General features: G+C 72.1%; 18 protein-coding genes and 1 tRNA gene. 8 read left to right on the top strand and 11 right to left on the bottom strand.

Going from position 1 to position 20,048, the window contains the following annotated elements; all coding sequences use genetic code 11:
* Nucleotides 1-77 precede the first annotated feature (77 nt).
* The 3 genes from AC1Z4A_RS30760 to AC1Z4A_RS30750 all read right to left on the bottom strand — a co-directional run bounded on the left by AC1Z4A_RS30760 (nt 78) and on the right by AC1Z4A_RS30750 (nt 2,780).
* Entirely contained in the window at nt 78-317 is a 240-nt protein-coding gene (locus tag AC1Z4A_RS30760) for a chaplin family protein (RefSeq protein ID WP_483683156.1), read from the bottom strand.
* Between the two features lie 222 nt (nt 318-539).
* Nucleotides 540-1,643 carry a mechanosensitive ion channel family protein gene (locus AC1Z4A_RS30755; RefSeq protein ID WP_483683155.1) on the bottom strand — a complete coding sequence of 368 codons (1,104 nt, stop codon included), beginning with the start codon at nt 1,641-1,643 and terminating at the stop codon, nt 540-542.
* Between the two features lie 216 nt (nt 1,644-1,859).
* Nucleotides 1,860-2,780: a hypothetical protein gene (locus AC1Z4A_RS30750; protein ID WP_483683154.1), complete on the bottom strand. Its 921-nt coding sequence runs from the start codon at nt 2,778-2,780 to the stop codon at nt 1,860-1,862.
* Between the two features lie 103 nt (nt 2,781-2,883).
* On the opposite strand from AC1Z4A_RS30750, the gene ligD reads away from it, so the two are divergent.
* The 4 genes from ligD (at nt 2,884) to AC1Z4A_RS30730 (ending at nt 7,584) form a co-directional block, all read left to right on the top strand.
* Complete coding sequence (gene ligD, locus AC1Z4A_RS30745; protein ID WP_483683153.1) at nt 2,884-3,894, top strand: non-homologous end-joining DNA ligase; 1,011 nt, start codon at nt 2,884-2,886, stop codon at nt 3,892-3,894.
* Between the two features lie 281 nt (nt 3,895-4,175).
* Nucleotides 4,176-5,207 (top strand): alpha/beta hydrolase, encoded by a 1,032-nt coding sequence (locus AC1Z4A_RS30740; RefSeq protein ID WP_483683781.1) that lies wholly within the window; start codon nt 4,176-4,178, stop codon nt 5,205-5,207.
* 117 nt (nt 5,208-5,324) lie between these two features.
* On the top strand, nt 5,325-6,374 hold the full coding sequence (locus AC1Z4A_RS30735; protein WP_483683152.1) for an RICIN domain-containing protein: 1,050 nt from the start codon (nt 5,325-5,327) through the stop codon (nt 6,372-6,374).
* A 175-nt stretch (nt 6,375-6,549) separates the two neighbouring features.
* Nucleotides 6,550-7,584, top strand: coding sequence for a methyltransferase (locus AC1Z4A_RS30730; protein WP_483683151.1), 1,035 nt, complete (start codon nt 6,550-6,552; stop codon nt 7,582-7,584).
* A gap of 30 nt (nt 7,585-7,614) precedes the next feature.
* On the opposite strand, the gene AC1Z4A_RS30725 is transcribed toward AC1Z4A_RS30730, so the two are convergent.
* A complete protein-coding gene (locus AC1Z4A_RS30725) occupies nt 7,615-8,523 on the bottom strand; it encodes a helix-turn-helix transcriptional regulator (protein ID WP_483683150.1) in 909 nt (302 codons plus the stop codon).
* Between the two features lie 175 nt (nt 8,524-8,698).
* Between AC1Z4A_RS30725 and AC1Z4A_RS30720 the strand changes: the two genes are divergently transcribed.
* Nucleotides 8,699-10,096: an MFS transporter gene (locus AC1Z4A_RS30720; protein WP_483683149.1), complete on the top strand. Its 1,398-nt coding sequence runs from the start codon at nt 8,699-8,701 to the stop codon at nt 10,094-10,096.
* A gap of 58 nt (nt 10,097-10,154) precedes the next feature.
* Here AC1Z4A_RS30720 and AC1Z4A_RS30715 read toward each other — a convergent pair.
* Both AC1Z4A_RS30715 and AC1Z4A_RS30710 read right to left on the bottom strand, forming a co-directional pair.
* Nucleotides 10,155-10,227 (bottom strand) — tRNA-Ala (locus tag AC1Z4A_RS30715).
* Nucleotides 10,228-10,317: 90 nt separating this feature from the next.
* A complete protein-coding gene (locus AC1Z4A_RS30710) occupies nt 10,318-10,764 on the bottom strand; it encodes a MarR family winged helix-turn-helix transcriptional regulator (protein ID WP_483683148.1) in 447 nt (148 codons plus the stop codon).
* Nucleotides 10,765-10,858: 94 nt separating this feature from the next.
* Between AC1Z4A_RS30710 and AC1Z4A_RS30705 the strand changes: the two genes are divergently transcribed.
* Nucleotides 10,859-11,893, top strand: a complete 1,035-nt coding sequence (locus AC1Z4A_RS30705) for a hypothetical protein (protein ID WP_483683147.1) — start codon at nt 10,859-10,861, stop codon at nt 11,891-11,893.
* 126 nt (nt 11,894-12,019) lie between these two features.
* Here AC1Z4A_RS30705 and AC1Z4A_RS30700 read toward each other — a convergent pair whose 3' ends face one another.
* A complete protein-coding gene (locus tag AC1Z4A_RS30700) occupies nt 12,020-12,799 on the bottom strand; it encodes an SDR family NAD(P)-dependent oxidoreductase (RefSeq protein WP_483683146.1) in 780 nt (259 codons plus the stop codon).
* Between the two features lie 192 nt (nt 12,800-12,991).
* Between AC1Z4A_RS30700 and AC1Z4A_RS30695 the strand changes: the two genes are divergently transcribed.
* On the top strand, nt 12,992-14,395 hold the full coding sequence (locus tag AC1Z4A_RS30695; RefSeq protein WP_483683145.1) for an amino acid permease: 1,404 nt from the start codon (nt 12,992-12,994) through the stop codon (nt 14,393-14,395).
* 92 nt (nt 14,396-14,487) lie between these two features.
* Here the strand turns inward: AC1Z4A_RS30695 and AC1Z4A_RS30690 are convergent, their stop codons facing one another.
* Together AC1Z4A_RS30690 and AC1Z4A_RS30685 are read right to left on the bottom strand one after the other, a co-directional pair.
* On the bottom strand, nt 14,488-15,624 hold the full coding sequence (locus AC1Z4A_RS30690; protein WP_483683144.1) for an alpha/beta hydrolase family protein: 1,137 nt from the start codon (nt 15,622-15,624) through the stop codon (nt 14,488-14,490).
* Between the two features lie 104 nt (nt 15,625-15,728).
* Nucleotides 15,729-16,694, bottom strand: a complete 966-nt coding sequence (locus AC1Z4A_RS30685; RefSeq protein WP_483683143.1) for a helix-turn-helix domain-containing protein — start codon at nt 16,692-16,694, stop codon at nt 15,729-15,731.
* Between the two features lie 116 nt (nt 16,695-16,810).
* Here AC1Z4A_RS30685 and AC1Z4A_RS30680 point away from each other — a divergent pair, with 116 nt between their 5' ends.
* Entirely contained in the window at nt 16,811-18,064 is a 1,254-nt protein-coding gene (locus AC1Z4A_RS30680; protein WP_483683142.1) for an alpha/beta hydrolase family protein, read from the top strand.
* Between the two features lie 63 nt (nt 18,065-18,127).
* On the opposite strand, the gene AC1Z4A_RS30675 is transcribed toward AC1Z4A_RS30680, so the two are convergent.
* Together AC1Z4A_RS30675 and AC1Z4A_RS30670 are read right to left on the bottom strand one after the other, a co-directional pair.
* Nucleotides 18,128-18,643 carry a Rossmann-fold NAD(P)-binding domain-containing protein gene (locus tag AC1Z4A_RS30675; RefSeq protein ID WP_483683141.1) on the bottom strand — a complete coding sequence of 172 codons (516 nt, stop codon included), beginning with the start codon at nt 18,641-18,643 and terminating at the stop codon, nt 18,128-18,130.
* Between the two features lie 201 nt (nt 18,644-18,844).
* Nucleotides 18,845-19,972, bottom strand: a complete 1,128-nt coding sequence (locus tag AC1Z4A_RS30670) for an amidase domain-containing protein (RefSeq protein ID WP_483683140.1) — start codon at nt 19,970-19,972, stop codon at nt 18,845-18,847.
* Nucleotides 19,973-20,048: the final 76 nt, after the last annotated feature.

Here is a 20,048-nt window from a genome sequence, read left to right as displayed (position 1 = left end):
TCCCGGGGAGGTCCGGGACGCGCGGCCTGCCACGAGAACGGGGTTCTCGTGGCCCCTTCGGCGGCTGGAACCAGGGCTTACTTGTTGATCAGGGTGTTGCCGTGGCTGATGTTGCCGATCCCCACGACGGAGATCGCATTGCCGCCGACGTTCGGGGAGACGCGCGGGGCGACCTGCACGACGTTCCCGGCCACCACGCCCGGCGACTTCGCCGTGGAGCCGACGGCCTGGGCGTCGGCCGCGCTCGCACCGGCGGTGCCGGCCCCGATGGCGGCAGCGGCGAGAACGGTCACGGCGGCGGCATTACGGATGCTCATAGCTCACTCCAAGGACGGGGAAGAACCAGGCAAAGGCTCTGGCAAGAAAGAGTCTTGCGTACGAAAAACCGCTGGAGCTACAAGCGGCAGGTATGTTCATCCTCCTCCGCGATCACGTCTTCCGCGTTGACCCCCTGTGAGTACCGTCACACCAACTCCCTGACGAACAGCTGGAGTTGGGAAGACATGTACGGGCGTGCGCCCGCCGGGCCCGGCAGGTGCTCAGACCACGGGGCCCGGGCGCTCCGGCACGGCGTCGGGGGACGTACGGGGGTGCGGGATCACAGCCTCGCCGCCCCCGCCCTGCCGCAGGGAGACGGTCCGCTCCGGGGCGGGGATGCGGATGCCCTCGGCGCGGTAGCGCTCGTGCAGGCGCTTGATGAACTCATGTTTGATGCGCCACTTGTCGCTGAACTCGCCCACCCCGAGGATCACCGTGAATCCGATCCGGGAATCCCCGAACGTGTGGAACCGCACCGCCGGCTCGTGGTCGGGGACCGCGCCGGCGACCTCCTTCATCACGCCCTCGGCGACCTCGACCGTGATCCGCTCGACGCGCTGCAGGTCGCTCTCGTAGCCCACGCCCACCTGCACCGTGACGGACATCTTCTGCTCGGGCCGGCTGAAGTTGGTCATGTTGGTGCCCGCGAGCTTGCCGTTCGGGATGATGACCAGGTTGTTCGAAATCTGCTCCACGACCGTGTTGCGCCAGTTGATGTCGACGACGTAGCCCTCCTCACCGCTGCTGAGCCGGATGTAGTCGCCGGGCTGGACCGTCTTGGAGACCAGGATGTGCACGCCCGCGAACAGGTTGGCCAGCGTGTCCTTCAGGGCCAGGGCGATCGCCAGACCGCCCACGCCGAGGGCTGTCAGCAGCGGGGCGATGGATATGCCCAGTGTCTGCAGGATGACGAGGATGCCCATCGCCAGGACCGCGATGCGCGTGATGTTGACGAAGATCGTGGCCGACCCCGCCACGCCCGACCTCGACTGCGCCACCCTGCGCACCAGATCGCCCACCACACGGGCGGCGGCGAGCGTCACGGCGAGGATCACGGACGCGGTCAGTACCTCGTTGACGGTGTGTCCGACCGAGTGCGTGAGCGGCAGGGCCGCGGCTCCCGACGCCAGACCGGCCGCCACCGCGGACCAGGGGACGACCGTGCGGAGGATGTCGACGATGATGTCGTCGCCCTCCCACTTGGTCCTGAGGGCCCGCTCGGCCAGCCAGCGCAGCACGATCCGCGACAGGAAGGCCGCCGCCAGGCCGGAGGCCACCGCGATGCCCGCGACGATGGCGTCGTGCAGCGTCAGAGCCCGGTTCACCGGCCGCCCTCCTGCCGTGCGAAGAGCGGGGCGATGGCGCCGGAGGCCGCCGCCCGGAAGCCGAAGTAACGATTCGTCACCTAAAACCTGCCTGTTCCCGGGGGATCTCGATCGTGCCGGGGCGCAGGGGCGCTCCGGCACGATCAGACATCCTGCACCACGCCCGCGCCGCCCCCGCACCCGCGGACGCCGGGTGGCCGAAACGCACCGTGTGCGTCAGTGCTCCTCGTAGCTGCTTTCCGGCTCGCAGATCGACTCCGACCAGTCGAGGCCGAGCGTGCGGGCGAGCCGTTCCAGCGCCTGCTCCGTGCGTCCGTAGGCCACCAGCTCGAAGTCGCCGTAGCCGGTGTTGTGGCCGACGATGACGTCCGGCCCGCCGAAGAACTCGGTGCGGGCGCCCAGTTCGCGCCACGGCGGCAGCCCCATCGGCCGCAGGTTCTCCCGCAGCCGGGCCACGGTCTCCGGGTCCGCCTCGCCCTCCTCGACCAGCCACCCGTAGTGGGCGGGCAGCCGGACCATGGCCAGGTGTAGGAAGAACTCCGACACCGAGTGGCTCTGCAGCAGCCACGCCGGCTTCTCGTCGTCGTCCAGCGCGGACACCAGCACCGGCGGGTCGGCGAGCCGGCTGCGGGCCGCGGGGTAGCCCCACTCGTTGCAGTACTGGTTCTCGGCCATGAACACGCACAGCCGGAGGTCCTCCCCCGGGCCCGTGAACGGGTTGTCCCGCGGCAGGCCGTCGCTGACGCCGTATCCGGTGGGATCGGGGCGGACGGTGGGCGGCCACACCGGGTTGGTCTCGTACAGCTCCGGGCGGTCGGCGAACGAGTTGAACGGCAGGTCCCACCACTCGTCGAGCGCAGCGGGTATCGCCAGTGAGGGGTCGGTGTCGACGGCCTCCTCGCCGTCCGGATCATCCGGTTCGTCCAGGCCGTCCGGGCCGTCCGAGAGCCCGGCCTTCAGCGCGGTGACGTACTCCTTGTGGGCGTCCGGCTCGTCGCGCTCCCGGCGGCCGACACCGGCAGGCTCGTACCCCCACTCCTCCTGGAACCGGTGGAGCAGCTCCCAGCGCCCCTGCGCGTCGGCGCTCCGCGCCCGTTCCAACCGCTCGCCGAAACACCCGTAATCGATCTCTGTCACGGCGGCGATCCTAGGCCCCGCCGGAATACCCTCGTGCCCAGCACCAGGGCCGCGCCCAGTCGAGAGCGGGGCACGGTGCCGAGGCGGAGGAACACACCTGACCATGGGGCGCGGGCTTCTCGACCGGCTCACCGGGGAACAGCGCGCCCGGCTGCGGCCCGCCGCGGACCGGGACACCGGGCAGCCCATGCTGGCGGTGCCCGGTCATCGCCGCGGCCTCGGCGAGGGCTGGCTCTTCGAGCGGAAGCTGGACGGCGTACGGGTCCTCGCCACGCGTCGTACGGGTCTGGTGCAGCTGTTCTCCCGGAGCGGGCAGGCGCTCGGCAATACCTACCCGGAGCTGGTCGACGCCCTGGCCGCGCAGGACTGCGGCGACTTCACGGTCGACGGCGAGGTCGTCGCCCTCACCCGGGGCCGGACCGATTTCGCCCGGCTCCAGCGGCGGATGCAGATCACCGACCCCGCCGCGGCGAGGGCGAGCCGGGTCGCGGTCGTCTACTACCTCTTCGACCTGCTCAGTCTCAACGGCGTCGACGTCACCGGGCTGCCGCTGCGCATCCGCAAGGCGCTGCTCCGTGAAGTCCTCGTCCTCCGCCCGCCGCTGCGCTTCACCCCGCATCGCACGGGGGACGGCGAGGAACTGCTGGCCGAGGCGTGTGCCCGGGGCTGGGAGGGGCTCATCGCCAAGCGTGCCGACTCGGCGTACGTCCACCGGCGCTCCCACGACTGGCGCAAGCTCAAGTGCAGCACGGGGCAGGAGTTCGTCGTCGGCGGCTTCACGGACCCGGCCGGCAGCCGGGCCGGTTTCGGCGCGCTGCTGCTCGGCTACTACGAGGGCGGCGAGCTGCGCTACGCCGGGAAGGTCGGCACCGGGTTCTCCACTGCTTTCCTGCGGGACCTGCGCCGTCGTCTCGACGGGCTCGAGGAGGAACGCTCGCCGTTCCGGGACGGGCCCCGGGGCAGGGGGCTGCACTGGGTCCGGCCGGAGCTGGTCGCGCAGGTCGGCTTCACGGAGTGGACCCGGGCGGGACAGCTGCGCGCCCCCCGTTTCCTCGGTCTGCGCGACGACAAGCCCGCCGGGGAGGTCGTGCGCGAGCGCCCCGCGGGGGCGTGACGTCACGGGTCCGTGCAGCGGTGGGGCCGACGGCTGGCAGCTACCTGTCAGACTAGAGAAATCTTCTAGAAATACTCTCTACATTGGCTGCCGTCCGGTCCAGACTTCCGGACAGCAGAGGCAAAACCGCACGGCCGTAAGACCCCGCTACCCACGACACGTGAACGGAAAACGGTCCCATGGCATCCAGCCCGCCCCGCAGACAGCCGATGAGAGCAGCCCTGTCCACCCGGCTCCGGCGCGCGAAGGCCGCGGTCGCAGCGGTCGCAGCGGTCGCCGCCATGGCCGCCGCCGGCCTCGCGCTGGGCGCCCCGGCCGCGCAGGCCGCCGACCCCGCCCCGCCGGTCCTGACGGACGGCTTCGGCCTCACGCAGACCGGCACCGCCACCGGCACCCCCACCAACTTCGTGATCACCGTGAAGACGGCAGAGGTCGCCGGGGAGCACAACATACGCATCCTGCTGCCCGCCGATTACGCGGACAACCCCGCCAAGCGCTACCCGGTGTTCTACTTCCTGCACGGCGCTTCCGACGACCCGGGCAACCCGGGCCTCGTCTACCCCGCCCTGGCCGCCGCCAAGTCGATGATCACGGTCATCCCGGACGGGGGCCGCAGGGGCTGGTACACCAACTGGCTCGACCAGAAGACCGCCGCCGGGGCGCAGAACTGGGAGAACTTCCACATCAACCAGGTGATCCCGTTCATCGACGCCAACCTCCGCACGGTCGCGGCCAAGCAGGGCCGGGCCGTCGGCGGCATCTCGATGGGCGGCTTCGGCTCCCTGCACTACGCGCAGAACCACCCCGAGCTGTTCGGCCAGGTGGCCTCGTTCTCCGGCGCCAGCGACCTCTCGCGGAACCACGCCGTCATGCGCGCCGCCGTCGTCGCCACACTGACCAACATCGGCGCCCCGCTCTGCGGCTCCAGTTCCGGCTCGGGCTGTGCGCTCAACTTCGGTCCCACGGTCTCCAGCGATGCGGTCTTCGGCACGCCGTACCCGCTGTTCGACGCCGACTGGCGGTGGAACGCGGCCGACCCCACCGCGCACATGGACAAGCTGGCCGGCATGGGCATCGCGCTCTACGCCGGCAACGGCGGCGGCAACCCCGCCGAGGCGGAGTTCTGGGTCGAGTCGGCGGCCCAGCACTCCAAGGACCGCCTGGACGCCCTCGGATACCCGTATCACTTCGTGAACTACGGCAACGGTTCCGGCTGGGGCAAGAACTGCAACGGCGGTCACAACAGCGGCTGCTGGGACCAAGACCTCGTCGACTACGTCCCTCGCCTGGAGGCGGCGTTCGCCGCTTCCTGATTTCTCCACCGATCCACCGATCCACCGATCCATCGATGCCCTCTTCCCAAGTGGGAAGAGAAGGAAGAGAACTGAATCATGAAGTTAGTCTCGCGCCCGAGACATGTGGTCCGGCCCTTGAGAGCGCTCGCCGCCGTCCTGATGACCTGCTGCATAGCCCTGGGGCTCACGGCCCAGTCCGCGACCGCCAAGCCCCAGGCGGACGGCAACTGCGCCTCCCTGCTCCAGTGTCTGACCCTTACCTCCCTGGGCAACGGCCGTCACCTCGATGTGCAGAACGGCAATTTCGGTGACGGCGTCTACATCGTCACCAATTCGTCGCCCGGCTATCACCAGACCTGGCACCTGAACGTCGATCCGTCGGACTCGTCCTTCACCATCGTGAACAACGACACCGGCAAGTGCATCGACCTCGCCTGGCTCACGCCCGCCCTGCGGCAGCAGACCTGCAGGGGCCAGAGCAGCCAGAAGTGGTACTTCCAGCCGGTCTCGGGCTCCAGCGACGCGTTCATGATCCGTCACCAGGGCGACAACACCTGCCTGGACCTCCTGCTCGGCGCCCAGTACGACGACGCGTGGACCGACCAGTACACGTGCAACGGCACGGTGAACCAGCAGTGGTCCACCGGCGCTCCCGCCGCGGCCCGCAAGCTGGCCCTGGACCGCGCCGCCTGGCAGTGCCAGAAGAACACCGCGTCCTGCTCGTGGACCACGGTGAGCCAGTCCCCGGCCGCACCGCTGCCCAAGCAGTGCATCTCGCCGGTGTGGTACAACGGCACCTCCGCGCCGGTGCCGTGGACGTTCTCGCTCAACACCGGATCGGGATGGACGAGCCAGATCGGCTTCCAGATAGGGGCGGACCTGGGCGGCGGAGCCCCCGAGGGCGTCTTCACGGCCAAGGTCGGAACCCAGGTCAGCGGCCAGTACACCGTCGACCTCAAGAAGGAACTGGGCAACAGCCTGGTCGTGACGGTCCCGCCCAAGGAGTACGGCTGGGTCGCACTGTCCGAGCTGGCGACAAAGGTGACCGGCAAGTGGACGTTCGACGTCAACGGCTTCCCCTGGACCGCTGACGACACCGTCACCGTCCCGCTCAAGACCGACTCCAGCGGCGGCGCCTCCATCTACCTCGCCCAGACCAGCCCGACCTTCACCTCCTGCTCCTGAGCACGCCGGTTTTCTGCCGGCCGGCGGCCGCCGGCCGGCAGAAAACCGCGGCCTGGGACACGTCCTAGGACCACGGACCGACCCGAAGATCCGCACATCGGCGGTAACGGGCCCCGGGGCGCGGCTGGAAGAGTGACGTTTCGTCAGTCTTTCGTCGCCCATCCCGGAGGTCGTCTTGGACAGCACACACATCGGCCGGGAAGACGGTCCCGACGCACAGGCCGCGGTGCAGCTGCTGGAGGAGACCTTCGGCTTCCTCTACTCCGCCGCCCTGCGGACCGCCGCTTCCCTGCGGCTGGCCGACCGCCTCGCGGCGGGGCCGCGCACGGTCGCCGGGCTCGCACAGGACACCGGGTCCGACGCGGTCGCCCTGCAACGCCTGCTGCGCCACCTGGCCTCCCGCGGGGTCTTCCGCGAGGACGAGGCGGGTGCCTTCGGCCTGACGCCCGCGGCGCAGCTGCTGCGCACCGACGTCCCCGGTTCGCTGCACTCCACCGTCCTCCTGCTCACCGACGAGACGTTCTGGCGCTCCTCGGCCGACCTCGCCGAGACCGTGCGCACCGGTGAGTCGGCCTTCCCCCGGGTCTTCGGCAAGCCCTTCTTCGCCCACCTCGAGGAGGACGCTGCCGCCCGGGAGACCTTCGACGCCGGGATGGCGGCCTTCTCCGGGCCCCTCGACGACCTGGTGGCCACCGCGTATCCGTTCCCGGAGCAGGGTGCGGTCGTCGACGTCGGCGGCGGGCGCGGCGGTCTGCTGCGCAGTGTCCTGGTGCGCCACCCGGGGCTGTCCGGCGTCCTCTTCGACCGGGCCCCCGCGCTGCGCGAACCCCTGCTGGACGAACCCGGCCTGGCGGGCCGTTGGCGCGCCGAGCCCGGTGACTTCTTCGCGTCCGTGCCGGCGGGCGGTGCCGTCTACCTGCTCAAGCACGTGCTGCCCGACTGGAGCGACGAGGACTGCGTCCGCATCCTGCGCGGCTGCCGCGACGCGCTGGCCCCCGGCGGCCGGGTCCTGGTGATCGACGCCCTGCTCGTGCCGGGCAACGAACCGCACCCGGGCAAGGCCCTGGACGTCCTGATGATGACGGCCCTCGGGGGCCGAACCCGCGGCCCGGCGGAACTCGACGCGCTCTTCGACCGGTCCGGGCTCCGCCGCAGCCGCACCCTGCCCACCGCCGGCTTCGCCTCGATCGTGGAGGCGGAAGCGGCGTAGGGCGGCACGGCCCCGGGCCGGGGCGGGCCCTCACTTTCCGGCCGTCGGCTCCTCCTCGACCGCGGTGGCCGCCTCTGCCGTCCCGCCCGGCCCGTCCGTCTCCGGCGCCACCAGGTCGAGGAGCGTCATGGCGTCGTGGTCGGGACTGCCGGGCGGGGCCATGTAGATGACCAAGCGCTGCCCGTCCGTCCGGTTCAGGGACATTATTTCGTGGGTGAGCGTCATCGTGCCGACGACCGGGTGGAGGAAGGTCTTCGATCCGTCCCCGATGGTCCGTACCTCGTAGCGCTCCCACAGGCGGTTGAAGTCGGGGCTCTTGACGACGAGTTCGCCGATCAGGGCGGCCAGGTCCGGTGCGTCCGGGTCGCTGCCCGCGACGGCCCGCAGGTGTGCCACGCAGTTCTTGGCCTTCTGCTCCCAGTCCGGCCACAGGGCGCGGGCGGCGGGGTGCAGGAAGGTGTACCTGATGGTGTTGCGCTGCCGGGCGGGCCAGTCCGCCATGCCGTTCAGCAGACGCATGCCGCCGGGGTTCGCGGCCAGCAGGTCGTTGGTACGGCCCACCACGTAGGCGGGGTTGGGCCGGAGCGTCTCCAGGAGCTGCTTGACGCTGGGGCGGACCGAGCGGGAGAGGCGCGGACGTGGCTCGGGAGCGCGCCGTGCCGCCTGGGCCGCGAGGCCGCGCAGGTAGCCGCGCTCCTCCTCGTCCAGCCGCAGTGCGCCGGCCAGTGCCTCGACGACGGCGGGGCTGGGGCGGGTCTCCTTGCCGCGTTCCAGGCGTGTGTAGTAGTCGACGCTCACGCCCGCGAGCGTGGCCAGCTCCTCACGGCGCAGTCCCGGGGTGCGGCGGAGGCCGAGGCCGGCCGGCAGCCCCACGTCGGCGGGGCTGACGCCGCTGCGTCGGGCCCGGAGGAATCGTCCCAGCTCAGTCTGCTCGGTCATGATCGTCAGTCTGCCAGGGTGCCGTCCGGGCGCGGCAGGCCGGTGGGGGGACCTGTCACACCCAGGCACCGCACACCCCGGAAGGCCGCGGTCTGCCTCCCGCCGCCGCGCCGGGCGAGGGTGGGATCACAGCACGGCGGCACCGCCGCAGATCCATTCCCGGGGAGGAACCAGCATGAGCACCACCTTGACCAAGCCGATCGACACCGCGCCTCCGGGTGCGGAGCCCCGCCGGGTGGCGGCGCCGGTGGTCCTCGGTGCGGCGCTGCTGGGCTTCTTCGTGATCGGCCTGGACGCCTCGGCCGTGAACGTCGCCCTGCCCGCGATCGGCCGGACGCTGGGCGGCACGACGACCGGCCTCCAGTGGATCGTGGACGCGTACACGCTGATGTTCGCGGCCCTGCTGCTGTCGGCGGGCGCGCTCTCGGACAGGTTCGGTGCGAACCGGGTCTTCGGCGCCGGGCTCGTGGTGTTCACGGCGGCGTCGGTGGCCTGCGGCCTGTCGCCCTCGCTGGAGCTGCTGATCGTGGCCCGTCTGGTGCAGGGCAGCGCGGCGGCGATCATGCTGCCCTCGTCGCTGGCCCTGGTCCGGCAGGCGTTCCCCGGGGCGGCCGAGCGTGCACGGGCGATCGCCCTGTGGACGGCCGGCGGTGCCGTCGCGACGGCCGCGGGTCCCGTCGTGGGCGGGGCGCTGACCAGCTCCCTGGGCTGGGAGTCGATCTTCTTCCTCAATGTTCCGGTCGGTCTGCTGACCCTGGCGGTGCTGGCCCGTGTGCCGGGTTCGCCGCGCCGTGCCGCGTCCCTGGACCCGTGGGGGCAGCTGACCGCCGTCGGTGCGCTGGGCGCCCTGACGTTCGGGGTGATCGAGGGCGGGGCGTCGGGCTTCGGCACGCCGACCGCCGTGCTCAGCCTGCTCGTCGCCGCCGTGGCGGTCGTCGCCTTCGTCCTCGTCGAGGCCCGGGTCGCCGACCCCATGGTGCCGCTGGGCCTGTTCCGTTCGCGTACGGCCGTCATCAGCCTCGTGATCGGCTTCGCGGTCAACGCCGCCTTCTACGGTGCGGTCTTCGTGTTCAGCCTGTTCTTCCAGGAGGTCCTGGGCCAGTCCGCGGTGACCGCCGGGCTGATGTTCCTGCCGATGACCGCTCTGGTCGCGGGTGCCAACGTGGGCTCGGCCCGGGCGGCGGCCCGCTTCGGCCCCCGGGTGCCGATCGCCATCGGGCAACTGGTGTGCGCGCTGGGCCTGCTCGGCCTCCTCGGGGTGGGGGCGGACACCGACCGGTTGCTGATCGCCGTGCTGCTCGTACCGCTGGGCCTCGGTCTCGGCTTCGCCGTCCCGGCCCTGACCGCCGCGATGCTGGGCGACATCGCCCCGGAGCGCGCCGGGCTGGCGGGCGGGGTGCTCAACGCGGGACGCCAGACCGGTGGCGCGCTGGCGGTGGCCGCCTTCGGGGCGCTCGTGTCGGACCGTGCCTCGTTCGTCTCCGGGATGCACCTCAGCCTGCTGGCCGCCGCAGTCCTGCTCCTGGTGACGGCCGCCGCGGCGCTGGCCCTGCCCCGGGCGCAGCGCGGGTGACCGGAAAAGGAAAGGAAAAGAGGGAGGCCGTCCTCTTCGGACGGCCTCCCTCTCGCTGTGGAGCTAAGGAGAATTGAACTCCTGACCTCCTGCATGCCATGCAGGCGCTCTACCAACTGAGCTATAGCCCCTTGTTCGGTTGTTTTCGCCCGGTTCCCCCGGCGACGAGGACAACATTACACGGCTCCCCAGCCGTTCCACCAAACCGGGGCTGGGGGGCGCTACGGCTGGACCGGGGCCGCCGGTTCGTGCGCGGCGTTGTAGCGCAGCAGGTAGGCGGCGAAGCGGGCGAGGTCCGCCGCGTCCCAGTCGGCGAGGCGGTCCTGGAAGACGTGGCGGCGGCTGGCGGCGACCTCGCCGAGGGTGGCCTTGCCGCGGGCGGTGAGGTGCAGCACCTGGGCGCGCTGGTCGTCCGGGTCGGGGAGGCGCTCGACGAAGCCCAGCTCCTCGAGGGTCGCGACCTGCCGGCTGATCGTGGACTTGTTGAGCAGATAGTGCTCCGCGAGATCGATGGCGCGGCAGCCGCCCTGCTCCTCGAGGTGGGCGAGGAGGGTGTAGGAGACCAGCGAGAGCTGCGGGTGCATGCGGGCTGCGGTGGCCCGGGCGCGGCGGGCGAAGGCGGTCAGCTCGCGCTGGATGGTCTCCACTGACTCGTCCCGGTCGGGCATGGGGATCCCCCTCTCACTATCCAGTTGTATAGTACAACCTGATTCGGAAGTTGCATATACCAACCATCTCCCGGGATGGACCGAGGAAGGCACCATGAGTTCCGCGACCCGTGGCCCCCTGCGCCACGTACTGACCCACCTCCTCACCCCGCTGCTGATGTGCATCGGAATGGGCCTCGCCTACCTGGGCGCCTTCGCGCACCCGGAACCGCACCGGCTGCCCGTGGCCGTGGTGGGGTCCGGCCCGCAGGCCGGGGCCCTGGCGCGGAGCCTGGCCGACACGGCGGGCGACCGCCTCGACGTCCGTACCGTCGCCGACCGCGAGGAGGCGGTGCGGCAGCTGCACCACCGGGACATATTCGGCGCGTACGCCCCCGATGCGCACCGGCCCGAGCTGCTGGTCGCCACCGCAGGGTCGGACACCACCGCGGCGGCCGTGCAGAAGGTCTTCACGCCCGTCGCCGCCCGCGAGGGCGCCCCGCTGAAGGTCACCGACACCGCGCCGCCCTCCGAGGGCGACCCGACCGGGCAGGGGATCTTCTTCCTGCTGGTCGCGATCAGCATCGGCTCCTACGCGTCCGTCGCGGTGCTCGGCGGTGCGGGCGGCGCGCTGCCCATGCGGCTGCGGGCCGCGGTGGGAGCGGCCACCTCGCTGGTGGTCTCCGCGATCGGCGCGCTGCTGGCCGGGCCCGTCTTCCACCTGGTCGACCACGGCCTGTGGGGGCTGTGGGCCATGGCCTGGGCCTACTCGGCCGGCGTCCTGTTCACCGGCATCGGACTGCACACCTTCCTCAAGCGCTGGACGACGCTGGGCGTGATGGTGCTGTTCGTGATGCTCAACTTCACCAGCTCGGGCGGCGTGTTCCGGCCCGAGCTGCAGAACGGCTTCTTCGCCTCGCTGCACTCCTTCTGGAACGGCGCCGGGTTCGTGGAGGGCACGCGCAGCCTCGTCTACTTCGACGGTGCCGGGCTGGAGCGGCACGTGTGGACGCTCGCGCTGTGGCTGGTGGCGGGACTGGCGGTGACGGCGGTCGCGTGGGCGGTCGAGGCCGGGCGGGGACGTCCGGCGGCGTCCGCCGGGGCGGTCGACGCCGCGGAGGAGGAGATGGAGGAGTCGGTCGGGGTCTGACCGGTGCCTGCTACAGGGTCTGCGAGAACTCGTACCACGGCTCGTGGAGATGGCCCGCCCCGACGGTGTCGCCGACCTCGGCGGGGCGGTCGCCGTCGCTCCCGGCGCTCCCGGCCGGGCCCCGGCTCAGTGGACGGAGAATCCGCCGTCGACGAAGACCGACTGCCCGGTGACATAGGCGGACGCGCGGCTCGCGAGGAACACCGCCGCGCCCGCGAAGTCCTCGGCCAGTCCGTTGCGGCCGACCATGGTGCGCGCGGCCAGCGCCGCGACCTTCCCGGGGTCGGACGACAGCCGTTCGTTGAGCGGTGTCATCACGAATCCCGGCACGAGCGTGTTGCAGGTGACGCCGTGCGGCGACCATGCCTCGGCCTGTGAGCGGGCCAGCGATTCCAGCGCCCCCTTGGAGACGCCGTAGGCGCCGCTCTGGACGAACGCGCGGTGCGCCTGCTGCGAGGTGATGTGGATGATGCGCCCGAAGCCGCGCTCGGCCATGCCGGGCCCGAACCGCTCGCCCAGCAGGAAGGGCGCCTCCAGGTTCACCGCCATCGTGGTGTCCCACACGTCCTCCCCCAACTCACCCATGGGCGGCCGGAGGTTGATCCCGGCACTGTTGACGAGGATGTCGGGCTCGCCGAACACCGCGGCCGCCTTCTCGGCCGCCGCGCGGATGCCGGCCCGGCTGCCCAGGTCGGCGCTCACCCAGGCCGCCCGGCAGCCGTCGGCCGTCAGTTCCCCGACCGTGGCCGCCAGTTCCGCCTCCCTGCGCGCCACGACCACCACGCTCGCACCCGCGCGCGCGAGCGCCCCGGCGATGGCCCGGCCGATGCCGGAGCTGCCGCCCGTCACCACGGCCACGCGGCCGTCCAGCGAGAACAGTTCGGAGAGATACGTCTGCGAGGTCATGTCCGCACCCTAGACAGCGCACCCGCGGGGGCGGGGCGCGGGGCGGCACCGGCCGATGCGTCGATGCGGGTGCGGTGCATGACGGTCACGTTGCGTGAGGCGAGTGTCCGGATATCGGACGGACCAGCCGGACCCGCGCCCGCCTGTTCATACTCATGGCTCCTCGATCTCGCATATTGGACAGGTATGACCATGAGCCGGACACTCCCGTCTCCTCCCCCGCTGGCCGAGAGCCCGCAGCGGCAGGACTCCCCGCTGTCGAACGGGCTCAAGCAGCGGCACCTTTCGATGATCGCGCTCGGTGGTGTCATCGGCGCAGGCCTCTTCGTGGGCTCCGGCGCCGGCATCGCCGCGGCCGGTCCCTCGATCGTGCTCGCCTACGCCGCGTCCGGCCTGCTCGTGATGTTCGTGATGCGGATGCTCGGCGAGATGTCCGCCGCCAACCCGGCCTCCGGCTCCTTCTCCGTCCACGCCGACCGCGCCCTCGGCCCGTGGGCCGGCTTCACCGCGGGCTGGATGTTCTGGATCCTGCTGGTCGTCGGGGTGGGGATCGAGGCCATCGGCGCGGCCCACATCATGCAGGGCTGGTTCCCGGGCACGCCGTCCTGGCTGTGGGTGCTGGCCTTCATGGCGGTCTTCTGCGGCACCAACCTGGCCGCGGTCTCGAACTTCGGCGAGCTGGAGTTCTGGTTCGCCGCGCTGAAGATCGGCGCCATCGCGCTCTTCCTGGTCCTCGGCACGCTCGCGATCCTGGGCGTCCTGCCGGGCACCGACGCCCCCGGCACCGCGCACCTGCTGCACGACGGCGGCTTCCTGCCCACCGGGACGAACGGGCTGGTGGCCGGCCTGCTGGCCTCGGTCGTCGCCTACGGCGGCCTGGAGACGGTGACCATCGCGGCCGCCGAGTCCCGGGACCCCGCGCGCGGTGTGGCCAAGGCCGTGCGCACGACGATGTGGCGGATCGGTGTCGTCTACGTCGGCTCGATGCTGGTGATCGTCACGCTGATCCCGTGGCACGACAAAACCATCACGGAGGAGGGCCCGTACGCGGCCGTGCTCGACCGCCTCGGCGTCCCCGGCGGTGGCCAGATCATGAACGTTGTCGTCCTGGTCGCGCTGCTGTCCGCGATGAACGCCAACATCTACGGCTCCTCGCGCATGGCCCACTCGCTGGTCTCGCGCGGCCAGGGCCCCAGGGCCCTGGCCAAGGTGTCCGGCAGCGTGCCGCGCCGCGCGGTGCTCGCCTCGTCCGCGTTCGGCTTCTTCGCCGTGCTCCTGTCCTACTGGTGGCCCACCACCGTCTTCGCGTGGCTGCTCAACATGGTCGGCGCCTCCGTGCTCGTCGTGTGGGGCTTCATCGCCGCCTCGCAGCTGGTGCTGCGCCGGCGGCTGGAGCGGGAGGCGCCCGAGAAGCTCGTGGTGCGTATGTGGGGCTTCCCGTATCTGACCTGGGTGACGCTGGCCGGTGTGGCCGGGGTGCTGGTGCTGATGACCATCGACACCGACACCCGGGTGCAGCTCTACTTCACCGGCGGTCTGGCCCTGGCGCTGGCCGTGACCGGCTACGTGCGTCAGCGGGCCGCCGCGGCGCGCTGAGCGCCCCGCACCCCCACCCGTGAAGCCGGGTCCCCGCCTCTCCGCGGGGATCCGGCTTCGGCTGCTTCACGACTGCTTCACGCCGGCGACCGCTACTTCACGACGGTGACCTCCGGATACGCGGCGGACGGGCCGTCGAGCAGCGGGGCCGGCCCGCCGCGCAGGTGCCGGTCGAAGAAGGCGCCCACGTACGCCCGGGTGAGGGCCGTCGCCCGGCCGGCGTCCAGCGTGCCGAACGCCTCGCGGGCCGACCCCGCGGGGGCCCCTTCCGGAACGCCGAACCGCTCGGTCGTCCAGGGGACGTCGGTGAACGTGAGGTGCCCGCCGTCGGCGACGTCGAGCCAGCGCCTCCAGCCCGTCAGCCGGTTCCAGGTGTGCTCCCAGTTCGCCTGCGAGTCGGGGTCCTTCCCGCTCTGTCCGGCCCCGAGCAGCAGGACCGGCCGGGTCAGTCCCCGGGCGGGCGGCTCGGTGAAGAAGTCGCCGTCCATGTCGGCCGCGGCGGTCACGCGCGGGTCCTCGCCCATCGCCTCCACGGCGCTCGCCCCGCCGATCGAGTGCCCGGCCACGCCGATGCGCCGCGGGTCGACGGGCAGGCCGCTGCCGGGGCCCGTCAGCCGGTCGAGCACGAACCGGATGTCCTCGGCCCGGTTGCGTACGACGGCCGCCAGGTCCGGGTTCTCGCACACCCGGCAGTCCTCGATGCGGCCGCCGGGGAACTCCACGGGGGCCTCGTAGGTGTGGTCGAGCGCGGCCACCGCGTAGCCGCGGGCGGCCAGGTCCTCGCCCAGCGCGGTGAGGGTGACGCGGCTGAGCCCGAAGCCCGGTGAGAGCACGATCAGGGGGTGGGGCGCGGGGGCGGCGGGCGCGTCGGCGGTGGCGTGGGTCCGCACCCCGGCGAGCACCCCGGTGCCGAGGATCTTCTCGGACAACTCCTCGGAGGCGTAGGGCGCCTGCCTCCCGCCGGACGCCAGGGCCGGGTACCAGAGCGAGACCATGAGTTCGCGGTGGCCCGCCGCCGGCCGCCACGGGTCGGGGCGCGAGGTGTCCACCAGGTGCAGCGTCCTGGCGCCGATCGGGGTCGCCGCTGCCGGTGGGGGCACTTCGGCGCGGGAGGCGGAGGCGGGGGCGGGCCGCGGTGCCGCCGAGCCGGCGCCCGGGGCCGACGCGGTGGTCACGGCCGCCAGGAGTACGGCGGCCACCAGCGATCGCCGCGTTGTCGTACGTAACATGATCAGCACCGTAGGCGGGCCGAAGGCGCCCGGGCATCGTTCTCCGGAGGGAGAGGCCCCCGCCGTTCGGCGGTCCGGCCCGCACATGCTGAGCTGACGACCCGTCAGCCACGCTGCCGGACGAGCAGGCTGCCCAGGGCGGTGCGCCGGTGGAGGACCGCCTTGCCCGCGCGGGCCGTGGTGATCAGGCTCGCGGCGCGCAGCGCGGCGGCGTGGGCGGATGCGGTGGCCTTGCTGACGCCCAGCCGCCGGGCCAGCTCACTGGTGGTGTGCTCCTCTGCGAGCAGGTGGAGCATGTCCGAGCGGGTCCGGCCGAGGACCCCGGCGAGCGCGTCCTCCGTACCGTCCGCCCCGGCCGGGGAGAGCGGCAGGCCGGGGCCCGCCGGGTAGGTCAGGAACAGGGGCCGGCCGGGCAGGTCGGCCAGGAGGGGGTGGCCGGTCCAGTGGAAGGTGGGCGCCAGGACCAGGCCGCGGCCGCGCAGTTCGACGTCCCTGCCGCCGGGCGCGGCCAGTTCCCAGACGCCTTCGTGCAGCCGGGCGCCGGGGACGAGTCCGGCGAGGGCCGCGCCCACGCCGTGCTCGGCCACGGCCAGGGCGTGGCGGGTGAACTCCGCCCGGTGCAGGTCCTGCACCAGGGGCCACACGGGGCGCACCACGGTGTCGAAGGCCGCGCGCTGTGCGCGGCGCAGGAGCCGCCAGGCTTCGGCGTCCCCCCGGTGCAGGTCGCGGACCCATGGCGGCGCGGGGGTCCTGCGTCCGGCGTAGACGCGCTCGAGTTCGGTGCGGACCCGGTCCGGGTGTGCGGCGCGGACGGTGTCCAGTCCGTCCTCGAGCGTGTCGCTGAACACGTCGAGGAAGTCCGGGGCTTCGCCGCCGGGTACCAGGTCTCCCAGCGGCTCGACGGCGCCCGGCAGGGAGTGGAGCAGCCGCCGTCGCCAGCGGCCGAAGAGCAGCTCGTCGTCACGGCTGCACATCTTCATGAGGGCCGTGTTCAGCTCCTGGAGCGGGGCCGGGCCGGGTGCGAAGCGGACGCGGGCGAAGTCGGCGGCCGTGAAGTGGATCCGGATCACTACGCTCCCCGGCGGCGTCGCGCCATCGTTTCGGTCAGGGCCTGAACCATCGCCCGTACTCCCCTCCGAGCGCCAGGATCCAGCTCACAAGGACGTGAAGGGACCGGAGGGGAACCATGTTTCGTACGGAGTCCGACCTCAGTGGGCAGTCCGCCGGACCGGCCCGGCGGACGGTCGCCAAGTCGGCCGTGACGGCCACGGCCGCGCTGCTGTTCGCGGGTGGCGGCGGCACGGCGCGGGCGCATGCCGCGGGCGGCGTCACCCTGCGGCTGCCGGCGCCGACGGGCCCGCACCGGGTCGGTGTCACCACGCTGCACCTGGTCGACCGCTCCCGGCGCGACCCGTGGGACGGTGCGATACCCGTCCGGGAAGTGATGGTCTCGGTGTTCTATCCGGCCCGGACGGTGCTCGGCCGTCCGGTCGCGCCCCAGATGACCGCGGGTGCTGCGAAGTCGTTCAACGACATCGACACACAGATGCACCACTTGCCGGCTTCCGGTGTGAACTGGGCGGCCACCATGACCCATGCGCACACGGACGCGCCCGCGCAGGCCGTCCGGCGGCCGGTGCTGCTGTACAGCCCGGGTGGCGGCGACCCGCGCTCGATGGGCACCGGCTTGGCGGAGGAGCTGGCGAGCCACGGCTGGGCGGTGGTGACGGTCGATCACCCCGGCGATGCCGGTGAGGTGGAGTTCCCCTGCGCGATGCCGGGCCGGGAGAAGGTCCGCGAGACGGTCTTCCGAGGGGACGTCAGGACGGACCCTAGGGCCTTCCGCACCATGACCGACACCCGGATCGCGGACCTCCGGTTCGTGCTGGACCGGCTGGAGGTCCTGGCGGCCGGACGGAACCCCGACGCGGAGGGGCGTGCGCTGCCGCAGCACCTCGGCCGTGCGCTGGATCTGCGGCGGGTGGGCGCGTACGGCCACTCGGCCGGGGGCACGGCCGTGGCCGAGGCGATGTACGAGGACGGCCGCATCGGCGCGGCGGTCGACATGGAGGGCTATCTGGACCGCCCGGCCGAGAAGCCCGGCGGGGAGGGCGAGTTGCTCCCCGTCGCCCGGTACGGGGTGGACCGGCCGCTGCTCCTGCTGGGCAGCGACGGCTTCACCCACCGGCAGGAGCTGGAGCGGTCCTGGTCGGCGGTGCTCGCCCACCCGCGAGGGCGGGTCCGCCGCGGGCAGCTCACCGACGCCGCGCACTGGGTGTTCACCGACTACGCCGCCATGGCACCGCAGTTGCAGGCCGCCGGGCTGATGACGGCGGCCGACCGCGCCGCCCTGGTCGGCACGGCCGACCCGGCGGGAACGGTGCCCGCGGTGCGCCGTCATGTGCGCGGGTTCTTCGCCCGGCACCTGCCGCTGCGCTGACCGGCGCCCGGTCCGGTGCCGCCGTGCGGGGCGCACGGCGGCACCGGACCGGGCGCGCGGGCGTCAGCGGAAGTCGTCCGAGTGGTCGCGGGCCCACTCGTCGAACGTGCGGGCCGGGCGGCCGGTGATGCGCAGGACGTCGTCGGTGATCAGCGGCTCGGTGCCCACCGATGCGCCGTAGTAGCCGACGAGCTGGGCGCAGGCCTCCCTGGGGAGGCCCGTGGCGGCCATCGCCTCGACGGCCGCTTCCGGGGACACCGTCTCGAAGCAGGTCGCGCGGCCGGTCGCGCCCCCGATCGCGGCGACCTGCCCGGCCATGGTCACCGCCTCGGGGCCGGTGATCCGGGGGGCGGTGCCGAGGAGGGAGCCGGTGCCGTCCAGCAGGGCGCGGGCGGTGACGGCCGCCAGGTCGGCCTCGTGGACGGGGGCGGCGACGGCCTCGGGGTAGGGGCCGCGGACGACGCCGTCGGTCCTGATGGCCTCCGCCCACTGGAGCGCGTTGGTGTCGTACATCCCGCCGCGCACGAACGTCCACTCCAGCCCGGAGGCGCGGACGGCCCGTTCGGCGGCGAGGTGCATGCGGGAGATGAAGCTTTCCTCGTCGGCGGGGGTATCGGTGGCCGGATGAGAGCCGGCGGCGGCCGGGGATGCCGCGATGACCTGTCTCCGGGCGCCGCCGTGGGTCCTTGCCCACGAGTATGGCCGACGCCTGTGCCGCGCGGAGCACCGGCACGTCGTGGCGGTGGGCCCCGCCCCGGGGGCGGGACCCACTGCGGACCGTCAGGTGCGGTAGGCGTAGTACACGGCGTCCGGGTAGGACGCGATGATGCTCGCCAGCGACTTCCGGTAGGTGTTCGTCGAGTGGTACGTCATGTACGGGATGCCGATGCGGCTCTTGTACGTGACGATCATGGAGTGGTCCTTCGAGCCGTCACGGTCGAAGTCCATCTGGAGGATGTCGCCGACGTCCATCTGGTAGACGTTCTGCAGGTTGGTGACCCGCTTCGAGGACATCGCGTACCAGGACCACTCGTTGGCGCCCACGAAGGACGTCGACTCGCCCGAGGTGTTGTACCACCACTTGCGGTAGTCCGAGTCCGAGCCCGGCTCGTCCTTCCAGCCGCCGGCCCGCAGGGCCTGGCTGATGAAGTTGGTGCAGTCGCCGCCGGCGTCGTTGAACTGGCGGTACTGCGGGTTGTAGTTCCGCCAGTACTTCTCGGCGTAGGCGGCCATGGCCTTGTAGTCGTAGCCGCCCGGCTTCTGGGTCTTGGGCACCTGGCGCGCGGGCCAGGATATGGAGGCCGGGGTCGCCTTGGGGAAGCCGGCGGAGTCCTTGGCCGGGGTCACCGGGGCGGTCTGCGGCTGGTTGACGGCACCCGGGCCGTCGTCCTTGGCCTGGATGCCCGACAGCTCCCACTTGCCGCCCTTGCCGCGGTTGAAGGTGAGCTTGTGGTGGGCGGTGAAGCCGGTGGTGCCCGGCTCGTCGCCACGTATCTTCTTGTACGTCAGGACGGTGGTCTCGGTGACCTCGACCGTGGCGCGCTTGCCCTTGACGGTCGTCTTGTCCGTGGTGACCTTGGTGTCGGCGTTGGAGTAGGCCTCGCCGAGGGAGGCGAGCCGCTGCTTGCGGGTGCGCAGCGAGGAGACACCGTGGTCCTCGGTCTTCTCCATGCCGCCGGAGAGGCGCACCTTCTTCTCACGCGGAGCGGTGTAGCCCTCGTCCTGCTGCCCGTCGACGAGCGCCTCCGTGCGCTGCTTCAGCACATCGTCGGCGATGCGGCCGAAGGCCGCGACGGTGGCGTCGTCGACCTTGTGGTCCTCGGACGCGTTCGCGCCGGGCAGCAACAGCGCGGAACAGCCCACCGCCAGTGCCGCACCGATCGCGATGCTGAGTGTTCTCTTCTTCACGAAGTTTCCCCTTGTCACCTGGTCCGTTCGAACCAGGAAACGGAATCTTCGCACACGGTTTCAGGGGAATGGATAT

The organism is Streptomyces sp. 17_S59 (assembly GCF_056930295.1).
Note: the sequence above shows the minus strand (reverse complement) of the source record. Positions and strands in the feature narration are given on the sequence as shown.

Excerpts from the sequence above, each read along its gene's own strand:
- AC1Z4A_RS30760 (WP_483683156.1), bottom strand. The coding sequence starts at position 317 with ATGAGCATCCGTAATGCCGCCGCCGTGACCGTTCTCGCCGCTGCCGCC.
- ligD (WP_483683153.1), top strand. The coding sequence starts at position 2,884 with ATGGGGCGCGGGCTTCTCGACCGGCTCACCGGGGAACAGCGCGCCCGG.
- AC1Z4A_RS30740 (WP_483683781.1), top strand. The coding sequence starts at position 4,176 with ATGGCCGCCGCCGGCCTCGCGCTGGGCGCCCCGGCCGCGCAGGCCGCC.
- AC1Z4A_RS30725 (WP_483683150.1), bottom strand. The coding sequence starts at position 8,523 with ATGACCGAGCAGACTGAGCTGGGACGATTCCTCCGGGCCCGACGCAGC.
- AC1Z4A_RS30720 (WP_483683149.1), top strand. The coding sequence starts at position 8,699 with ATGAGCACCACCTTGACCAAGCCGATCGACACCGCGCCTCCGGGTGCG.
- AC1Z4A_RS30710 (WP_483683148.1), bottom strand. The coding sequence starts at position 10,764 with ATGCCCGACCGGGACGAGTCAGTGGAGACCATCCAGCGCGAGCTGACC.
- AC1Z4A_RS30705 (WP_483683147.1), top strand. The coding sequence starts at position 10,859 with ATGAGTTCCGCGACCCGTGGCCCCCTGCGCCACGTACTGACCCACCTC.
- AC1Z4A_RS30700 (WP_483683146.1), bottom strand. The coding sequence starts at position 12,799 with ATGACCTCGCAGACGTATCTCTCCGAACTGTTCTCGCTGGACGGCCGC.
- AC1Z4A_RS30695 (WP_483683145.1), top strand. The coding sequence starts at position 12,992 with ATGAGCCGGACACTCCCGTCTCCTCCCCCGCTGGCCGAGAGCCCGCAG.
- AC1Z4A_RS30690 (WP_483683144.1), bottom strand. The coding sequence starts at position 15,624 with ATGTTACGTACGACAACGCGGCGATCGCTGGTGGCCGCCGTACTCCTG.
- AC1Z4A_RS30680 (WP_483683142.1), top strand. The coding sequence starts at position 16,811 with ATGTTTCGTACGGAGTCCGACCTCAGTGGGCAGTCCGCCGGACCGGCC.
- AC1Z4A_RS30675 (WP_483683141.1), bottom strand. The coding sequence starts at position 18,643 with ATGCACCTCGCCGCCGAACGGGCCGTCCGCGCCTCCGGGCTGGAGTGG.